Consider the following 8,088-nt stretch of genomic DNA (forward strand, 5'->3'; position numbering starts at 1 on the left):
GCGGGGGCCGCGCCCCCCCCCCGCCCCCCCCTCCGCCCCCCCCCCCCCCCCCCCCCCCCCCCCCCCCCCCCCCCCCCCCCCCCCCCCCCCCCACCCCGCCTTCGACAATTTCCCGCGATCTGTCGGAACGGCATTCTGCTTTGGTGGGTGCCGACCGTTGGTCGGCACTGGGTCGGACGAGTGGGATGTCGATTTCTGGGTCTGTGGTTCGTCGAATGGATGACTTTCAACGGGAGCTGCACATGAGCACTGACACCAAGCCGAAAGGCCCGGCCTCGTATTTCCCCTCCATCGAGAAGACCTACGGCCAGCCGGTGGCGCACTGGCTGGGCCTGCTGGCGAAGAAGCCGGGCCTGAAACACATGGAACTGGTCAGCTACCTGAAGACCGAGCATGGCCTGGGCCACGGCCACGCCAACGCCCTGGTCGCCCACCACCTGAACGCCCAGCGCTGACCCGCCGCTCCAACGAGCGAAGCGACCCGCGTTTGCTCCTGCTCTTCTTTTTTCTTTTACGTGGCTGGACGAGCACGGAAATTGTCAGAGGCCGGGCGGGGTGGGGCGCGGGACCGGAGGCGCCATGGATGGCGCCTACGAGCCCCCAAGGGTGAGGGTGCTTTGCTTGCGAAGCACTGCTTCGCAAGCGCCCGAACGCACAGCCGCCAGCGGCTGGGCCGGGCCCCGGAGGGGGGGTCACGGCGTCCCCCGCGCACCCACCCCCCCCGGCCAAGCGCGGCTGTTGCTGCCAACCCGCCCAGCCACGAGGGGCTGCGCCGTTCGCTGGCAACCCAACTGAACGATTTCATCTGCAACTGTCACCCGGATCGTGTCTAATACCGCTCCCCACCTGCGGTCCCCACCCGAATGTCCCTCCAATCCCATGGCCCGGCGCCGTGCGACGACGCTGACGGCCACCTCGTCACCGCCGGTCCGCTGACCCCGCCCCCGGACAGCGCCGGCACCCCCGCCGACGAGAAAGCGCTGCGCCACTCGGTCGCCGAGGACGTGCAGGGCATGGTCCTGGCCACGCTGGTGGCCTCGCTGGGCCTGGCCATCTTCGCCAAGGGCGGGCTGATGATCGGCGGCATGGCCGGCGCGGCCTTCCTGCTGCACTACGCGATGGGCTGGAACTTCGGCCTGGTGTTCGTGCTGGTCAACCTGCCGTTCTACTGGGTGGCCGTGCGCCGCATGGGCTGGGAGTTCACCCTCAAGACCTTCGCCGCGGTCACCGCCTGCGGCGTGCTCACCGACATCCTGCCGCGCTGGGCTGATTTTGCGCATATCGCGCCGCTGTACTCGGCGCTGGTCGGCGGCGCGCTGGCCGGCCTGGGCATCCTGTTCTTCATCCGCCACCGCGCCAGCCTCGGCGGCATCGGCATCCTGGCGGTGTACCTGCAGCGCACCCGCGGCTGGAGCGCCGGCAAGGTGCAGATGTCCTTCGATGCCTGCTTGATGGTGGCCGCGTTCTTCGTGCTGTCGCCGTCGAAGGTGATGTACTCGGCCATCGGCGCAGTGGTGCTCAGCCTGGTGCTGATGTTCAACCATCGCCCCGGCCGTTACATGGGCGTGTAACCGCACATACCGCGTTCGCCGGGCATGGCCCGGCGCTACCGGACCCACCGCGGATGTGCGTCAGCGGCCCGCCGCCTGCACCCACGGCGGGGCCAGCTTCAGCAGCTGCGCATGCACCGGGCAATCCTCGGCATGCGCGCCGGGCAGGTAGCCCAGGCTCATCAGGAACTCGCCGGTGATCTCGCCGCCGGTGAAGCGGAACGTCTTCTTGAACAGCTTCACCCAGTCGGCCTTGCTGCGCGGGTGGTGCGCGTCCAGCCACGCGGCGAAGCTGCCATGGCTGGCCCGCAGCTGCTGGATCACCTGCGCGTTGTGGATGGCGGCCAGCACCTTCAGCCGGTTGCGGATGATGCCGGCGTCGGACAGCAGGCGCTCGATGTCCTGCTCGGCATAGGCCGCCACGCGGTCCACGTCGAAGCCATCGTAGGCCGCGCGGAAGCCCTCGCGCTTCTTCAGGATGGTTTCCCAGCTCAGCCCGGCCTGGTTGATTTCCAGCACCAGCCGCTCGAACAGCTCGCGCTCGTCGCGCTGCGGGAAGCCGTATTCATTGGCGTGGTAGAACTCATGCACCGGGTGGCCCGGGGCGATGCGGCAGTATCCGGACAAGGTGTTCTCCTGGCGGGCGGGCGTCCCATTATGCGCGGCGTGCAGGCGCCGGAGGCGCCCACCGGCTAGAATGGCGCCATGTCTGTAACGCCTACCTCCCTTGCCGATCACCTGCTCGTCGCGCTGCCGTCGCTGATCGACGCGACCTTTGCCCGCAGCGTCGCGCTGATCTGCCAGCACGACGAGAACGGGGCCATGGGCGTGCTGGTCAACCAGCCTTCCGAATACACGCTGGGCGAGGTGCTTTCGCAGATGGACATCAGCACCGGTGATGGTGAGCTGCAGGCGCGCGTGGTGCTCAACGGCGGTCCGGTGCATCCCGAGCGCGGTTTCGTCATCCACGACGACGCGCGCGACTGGGATTCCAGCCTGCGCGTGAGCGAGGGGCTGTACCTGACCACCTCGCGCGACATCCTCGAGGCGATGGCCCGCGGTGAAGGCCCGGCCAATGCTGTGGTCACCCTGGGCTGTGCCGGCTGGGGGGCAGGGCAGCTGGAAAGCGAACTGGCCGAGAACAGCTGGCTGACCGTGCCGGCAGATGCCGAGCTGGTGTTCCAGCTGCCGCTGGAGCAGCGCTGGCAGGGCGCGGCCGCGCGCATCGGCGTGGACCTGTTCCGGCTGACCGGTTACAGCGGCCATGTCTGAGCCGTCCGCGCCCGCCCCGGTTCCTGCCCCCCCGGCCATCCGCCGCGATGGCACCGTGCTTGGGTTCGACGTCGGCTCGCGCCGTATCGGCGTGGCCATCGGCAGTGCCTTCGCTGCGCATGCGCGCGCGGTGGCCGTGGTCGATGTGCACGGCAACGGCCCGGACTGGGCCGCGATCGAGCGCCTGCTCAAGGAATGGAAGCCCGATGGCCTGGTGGTGGGCGATCCGCTCACCCTGGATGGCCAGGACCAGCCCAACCGCAAGCGCGCGCAGGGCTTCGCCCGCCAGCTGCGGGAACGCTTCAAGCTGCCGGTGGCGATGATCGACGAGCGTTCCAGCTCGGTCGAGGCCGCCCGCCGCTTCGCCGTCGAGCGCGCCGAAGGGCGCAAGCGCCGCCGTGATGCGGCCGCCCTCGACGCCGTGGCCGCGGCGGTGATCATCGACCGCTGGCTGTCGTCCCCCGACGACGCCACCCCCATTCCCTGACTGCCGACTCCCGCCATGACTGCCCAGCAACTCGATGCTTCCGGACGCCTGCGCCACCTGCTGACCCTTGAGGGCCTGCCGCGCGAAACCCTGCTGCAGCTGCTCGACCGGGCAGGGCAGATCCGCGATGCCGCCGTCGGCCGCGTCGGCAACAAGCGCCAGGTGCTGGCCGGCTCGGCGGTGTGCACGCTGTTCTTCGAACCCTCCACCCGCACCCGCAGCTCGTTCCAGCTGGCCGCCCAGCGCCTGGGCGCGGACGTGCTGAACTTCGACGCCTCCACCTCTTCCACGCGCAAGGGCGAAACCGCCTGCGACACGCTGAAGAACCTGGAAGCGATGGGCGTGCGCGGCTTCGTGGTGCGCCACCCTGATGACGGCGCGGTGGCCGCACTGGCCGCCGCGGCAGGCGAGGGCACCGCCCTGGTCAATGCCGGCGACGGCCGCAGCTCACACCCGACCCAGGGCCTGCTGGACATGCTGACCCTGCGCCAGGCCAAGGGCCCGGATTTCTCCAAGCTGAAGGTCGTGATCGTCGGCGACGTGAAGCACTCGCGCGTGGCCCGCACCGACCTGCATGCACTGCGCACGCTGGGCGTGGGCGAGATCCGCGTGTGCGGCCCGCAGTCGCTGCTGCCGGACGACGAGACCCTGAAGGGCTGCGTGGTCGGCGATGATTTCGACGCGATGCTGGAAGGCGTCGACGCGCTGATGATGCTGCGCCTGCAGCGCGAGCGCATGGAAGAGGGCCTGGTGCCGTCGCTGGAGCAGTACCACGCGCAGTACGGCCTGAACGCCGAACGCCTGGCCCGTGCCGGCAAGGATGCAGCGGTGCTGCACCCGGGCCCGATCAACCGCGGCGTGGAAGTGACCGACGACGTGGCCGACGGCCCGCAGTCGTGGGTGCTGCGCCAGGTCGCCAACGGCGTCGCCGTGCGCATGGCCGTGCTGGAAACCCTTCTGGGCTGATCGCCCGCTCGGGTGGGTGCCGGTGGGTGCCAACCGTTGGTTGGCACTGAACTGCCTGGATGGGTGCCTTGGTGGGTGCCGACCGTTGGTCGGCACTGCTCCTACCCGCATTGCAGTGGTTGTCTGATAGCAAAGGACCCTCAGCGCGCACACGCTCGTGTCCATGAACCGCGCACGCCTGCGGCTTGGCCGCCATTCCCGTATCGGCCATTCCTACATCCTGACCACGGTCACCCACGGGCGTCGACGCTACTTCGATGATCCCAGTGCCGCGCAGGCGGTGATGGACGTTCTCCATCGGATTGACACGGAAGGCCTGACGCAGTCGCATGCCTACGTGGTCATGCCCGACCACATTCATTGGCTCGTGGAGCTCCGCGCATTCTCGCTGGACTACATCATGCAGCGCTTCAAATCGAGCAGTGCATTGCAGATCAATCGCAGGCTCGGCCGATCAGGAAGTTTCTGGCAATCGAGCTGTCACGATCACGCAATCCGGTCTGATGAGTCGCTGTTTCGTCATGCGATGTACGTGTTGGGCAATGCGATCAGGGCGGGATTGACCACGCAGCTTGGCGAGTATCCCCATGCGTGGTGTCGATGGAACATGGATGGGACGCTGCAGGCAGTGGATCATCCAGAATCGGTGTGACAGTGCCGACCAAAGGTCGGCACCTACCAAAGGCCCTGCCAATCTGTCGGGGCCTTACCGGGCTTCCATCGCGTCGATGTAGGCCAGCTCGTTCAACGACTTCGGGTCGTTCGGTTGAATCTCCAGCACGTGCTCGAAGGTTGCGCGCGCTTTCTTCAACTCGCCCAGTTCGATCAGGGTGAAGCCGATGCCGCGTAGTGCCACCGGCCGGCTCTTGATCGATACGCTGTCGCGATCAATCAGCGCAAGCGCGCGCTCGTAGAAGTCCAGTGCTTGCTTCGGGCGCCGCAGCTGGATCAGCGCAACGCTCATTTCGTTGAAGCTTTCCGGATCAAGCGGCGCCATTGCCATGGCTTCCTCCAGCACCACGATGGCATCCTCGAAACGGCGTTGCTCCACCCGGATGTACGCCAGCTGCTGGAGGGCCGAGGCACAGGTGATGTCCAGCCATTCGGTGGGCGTGCCGTCGCCGTGCTCGGCCACGTACTGCTCGTACTGCTGGCGCCTGCTGAAGGCGAGGGCGCGGCGCCCAGGCGTGTCGCGTTGTGTGCGGCAATACGTCAGCGGTGCCTGCAGCTGCTGTTCGGCCGCTTTCAGGTCGCCGCTCTGGGTGATGCGCGTGGCCGCGCTGACGTCGTCGCGCAGATGATGGCCCAGGCCACTGTCGACGTTCATTCGTGAGGGTTGCAGCGTGGTCAGCCGGAAGTCGGGTTCCGCTTCCTGTGCCTGCACCTGCGCACTACATGCCAGCAGCACACAAAGTGCTGCCTGCAGCATCCCTGCCTTCATCGTCCCGCCCCTGATGCGCCGCCACCGGCGCCGAGCCCGCAGCCTAGCAGTCCGTGGACCGGCCGTCAGCGCTTCTGCGCGAGCAGCCACGCCCACATCGCCGGGTCGGCGTAGGTCGCGTCCCAGGCGTTGTGGTTGCCGTCGGGGTATTCGGTGTAGCGCACGTCGCGCGCGCCGGCTGCCTGGAAAGCAGCGTGCAGTCGGCGGTCATCGGCCGGGGGTACCACGTCGTCCTGTGCGCCGTGGAAGATCCAGATCGGCGTCTGCCGCAGGCGCTGCGCGATCGCCGCGTAGGGATCAGCTTCGTGCGCCACCTGTTCGACGAACAGGGTGGGGCGCACCGCGCGCGGGGCCAGCACCGCGCCGCATACCGGCACGATCGCGGCAAAGCGCTGCGGTTCGTCCAGGGCGATGTTCCAGCTGCCGTATCCGCCCATCGACATGCCGGTCAGGTACTGCCGCGCGGGGTCGGCACCGAACTCGGCAATCGTGGCATCCAGCGCGGCCACGGCCACACGGTTGTTGTGGTCACTCCACTCCTCGTCGCCGGGCACCTGCGGGAACACCGCCAGCGCCGGGAAGTCGGTTGCATGTTCGCGCAGGTACGGGCCCAGCCCGGCATGGGTCTGCTTGACGCCATCGCGACCGCGCTCACCCGAGCCGTGCAGGAACAGCACCACCGGCAGCGAGCCGGGCGTGCGTGCCGCCACCGCCGGAATGAAGACCTGGTAGTAGGCGGTCTGCCCGTCCACCTTCACCGCACGGGATTCGAAGTGGCCACGCGCGCTGTCGGGCGTGCTGGCGCAGGCGGCCAGCATCAGCAGGGACAGCAGCGGCAGCAAGCGGCGGAAGGGAGCGATCATGGAGCCGTCTCAGCGGGTGTGGAATCGTTTTCATCGTAACGCGGCCGAGATCACAGCGCGTTCTGCAGCGCAATATCGGCGCACAGGCCACGTTGCTCTGTGCGGCGTGCCTCGCCAGAATGGCCACAACCAAAGGAATGGGAAGCCAACGTGAGTATTGGCAGGCGCGCGGCGGTTGGATTGGCCGCGGTTGTGGTGCTGGTGCTGGTGCTGGTGATGGCAGTGCAGTGGCACTGGCAGGGGGCACCGCAGGGCGGGCAGTCCCTGCATGCGACCGGGCAGGAGACGCAGGGCGCTGGCAGCATCTGGCAGCAGCAGGTTGCCCGCCCGTCAGGGCAGCCGCTCGAAACCGATCTGCAGGCCCGCTACGCATCGGCGAAGTGGTTGTCGCCGATGATCGATGGATTGAAGCAACGCTCACTGGCGGGCGATGCTGAGGCCAGCTACCTGCTCAGCCGCATCTACAACGAATGCATCTGGTCCTTCGATCCGCAGATGTTGGACCTCTCCGCCATGCCTGCCGGGCAACGGGCCGCCAAGTACCGCAGCACGGCCTGGATGGGGCAACGCTGTGAGGGAATCGATGGCAACGAAGCGGCGCTGGCATGGGTGCGATACCGGCGCGTGGCCGCCGACCAGGGAGCGTTTGCCGCGCAGGTCGAAGACGTGTTCGAGGGCACGCGGGGGTATGGGGAGCCGAAGCCCTCGCCGGCAGACCAGAAGCGCGTGATCGAGTTGGCATTGTCGGCCCAGGATCCCTACGCCTATCTGGCACTCTCGCGGGCGTTGGGCTATTCCGGTGATGGGTCGATGGCGGCCCTCAGTCCGTACCCGGCGGGCACGCAGGCCGACTCGGCGGCATGGATGCTGGCCGCCTGCGACCGCGGCCTGCCTTGCGGAGCGGACTCGCCACTGCTCCACCAGCTTTGCGCAACAGGCTCGATGTGCGGAGCAGGTTCGGTAGCCGAAGCACTGGGGCTGTCGATGTCGCCGGACGAACTGGACCAGGCACGCGCGCGCGCCGCATGGCTGCTGCGGAATTCCGGGCGTCGCCCGCCGCCGCCGTAGTGCGGGCCCGGTGATCGGCCAGCGCCGGATCAGTCCGGGCGCGGGAAACTGGCGATGATGTCCAGCTGCTCCTGCGCCTCGGCATTGCCCTCGGCAGCGGCGGCCTGCACCTGCGCCATGTCCGGGTGCATCACCACCAGCAGCGGGTTCTCGCACACCGGGCAGTCGTACTCGGTGGCGTCCTCGTCCAGCTCCATCACCATCGCCCGCGCGTTGCCTTTCCACTCGCAGGCGGCACAGGTGTGCATCTGCTCGCGCCAGCCGGGCTGGAAGTAGTTTTCAATCGTGGTGGCCATGGGGGCGTCCGGAGTTGATGCAGTCGGGGTAGGAGCGCGCCTCGGGGGGAGCACACCCCCTCCAGATGCGCGTTGTAGAGGTCGTGTTGCGCCGTCGCCCGGGGAGGCGCGAGCCCTAGCCCGGGGGGCGCGACCGACGCCCCAA

General features: G+C 68.2%; 11 protein-coding genes. 7 read left to right on the forward strand and 4 right to left on the reverse strand.

What is annotated here, in order from left to right; all coding sequences use genetic code 11:
• Nucleotides 1-242 precede the first annotated feature (242 nt).
• Both ACVOK1_RS19360 and ACVOK1_RS19365 read left to right on the forward strand, forming a co-directional pair.
• A complete protein-coding gene (locus ACVOK1_RS19360; RefSeq protein ID WP_108768022.1) occupies nt 243-455 on the forward strand; it encodes a DUF4287 domain-containing protein in 213 nt (70 codons plus the stop codon).
• Between the two features lie 408 nt (nt 456-863).
• On the forward strand, nt 864-1,571 hold the full coding sequence (locus tag ACVOK1_RS19365; protein ID WP_108746093.1) for a YitT family protein: 708 nt from the start codon (nt 864-866) through the stop codon (nt 1,569-1,571).
• 60 nt (nt 1,572-1,631) lie between these two features.
• Here the strand turns inward: ACVOK1_RS19365 and ACVOK1_RS19370 are convergent, their stop codons facing one another.
• Nucleotides 1,632-2,177, reverse strand: a complete 546-nt coding sequence (locus tag ACVOK1_RS19370) for a DNA-3-methyladenine glycosylase I (protein ID WP_116862968.1) — start codon at nt 2,175-2,177, stop codon at nt 1,632-1,634.
• Nucleotides 2,178-2,255: 78 nt separating this feature from the next.
• Between ACVOK1_RS19370 and ACVOK1_RS19375 the strand changes: the two genes are divergently transcribed.
• The 4 genes from ACVOK1_RS19375 (at nt 2,256) to ACVOK1_RS19390 (ending at nt 4,927) form a co-directional block, all read left to right on the forward strand.
• Complete coding sequence (locus tag ACVOK1_RS19375) at nt 2,256-2,822, forward strand: YqgE/AlgH family protein (protein WP_481562976.1); 567 nt, start codon at nt 2,256-2,258, stop codon at nt 2,820-2,822.
• Nucleotides 2,815-3,309 (forward strand): Holliday junction resolvase RuvX, encoded by a 495-nt coding sequence (gene ruvX, locus ACVOK1_RS19380; RefSeq protein WP_481562977.1) that lies wholly within the window; start codon nt 2,815-2,817, stop codon nt 3,307-3,309. The genes ACVOK1_RS19375 and ruvX overlap by 8 nt, the downstream gene beginning before the upstream one ends.
• A 15-nt stretch (nt 3,310-3,324) precedes the next feature.
• On the forward strand, nt 3,325-4,275 hold the full coding sequence (locus tag ACVOK1_RS19385; RefSeq protein WP_200733420.1) for an aspartate carbamoyltransferase catalytic subunit: 951 nt from the start codon (nt 3,325-3,327) through the stop codon (nt 4,273-4,275).
• A gap of 163 nt (nt 4,276-4,438) precedes the next feature.
• Nucleotides 4,439-4,927 carry an REP-associated tyrosine transposase gene (locus tag ACVOK1_RS19390; RefSeq protein WP_481562978.1) on the forward strand — a complete coding sequence of 163 codons (489 nt, stop codon included), beginning with the start codon at nt 4,439-4,441 and terminating at the stop codon, nt 4,925-4,927.
• Between the two features lie 54 nt (nt 4,928-4,981).
• On the opposite strand, the gene ACVOK1_RS19395 is transcribed toward ACVOK1_RS19390, so the two are convergent.
• Both ACVOK1_RS19395 and ACVOK1_RS19400 read right to left on the reverse strand, forming a co-directional pair.
• Complete coding sequence (locus ACVOK1_RS19395) at nt 4,982-5,716, reverse strand: tetratricopeptide repeat protein (RefSeq protein WP_481562979.1); 735 nt, start codon at nt 5,714-5,716, stop codon at nt 4,982-4,984.
• 65 nt (nt 5,717-5,781) lie between these two features.
• The gene (locus tag ACVOK1_RS19400; RefSeq protein ID WP_481562980.1) at nt 5,782-6,579 is read right to left on the reverse strand and encodes a carboxylesterase family protein; all 798 of its coding nucleotides are present in this window, start codon (nt 6,577-6,579) and stop codon (nt 5,782-5,784) included.
• A gap of 192 nt (nt 6,580-6,771) precedes the next feature.
• On the opposite strand from ACVOK1_RS19400, the gene ACVOK1_RS19405 reads away from it, so the two are divergent.
• A complete protein-coding gene (locus tag ACVOK1_RS19405) occupies nt 6,772-7,647 on the forward strand; it encodes a hypothetical protein (RefSeq protein WP_481562981.1) in 876 nt (291 codons plus the stop codon).
• Nucleotides 7,648-7,676: 29 nt separating this feature from the next.
• On the opposite strand, the gene ACVOK1_RS19410 is transcribed toward ACVOK1_RS19405, so the two are convergent.
• Nucleotides 7,677-7,943, reverse strand: a complete 267-nt coding sequence (locus tag ACVOK1_RS19410; RefSeq protein ID WP_108768032.1) for a hypothetical protein — start codon at nt 7,941-7,943, stop codon at nt 7,677-7,679.
• Between the last annotated feature and the right edge of the window lie 145 nt (nt 7,944-8,088).

The sequence above is a fragment of the Stenotrophomonas sp. STEN087 genome (assembly GCF_056759115.1).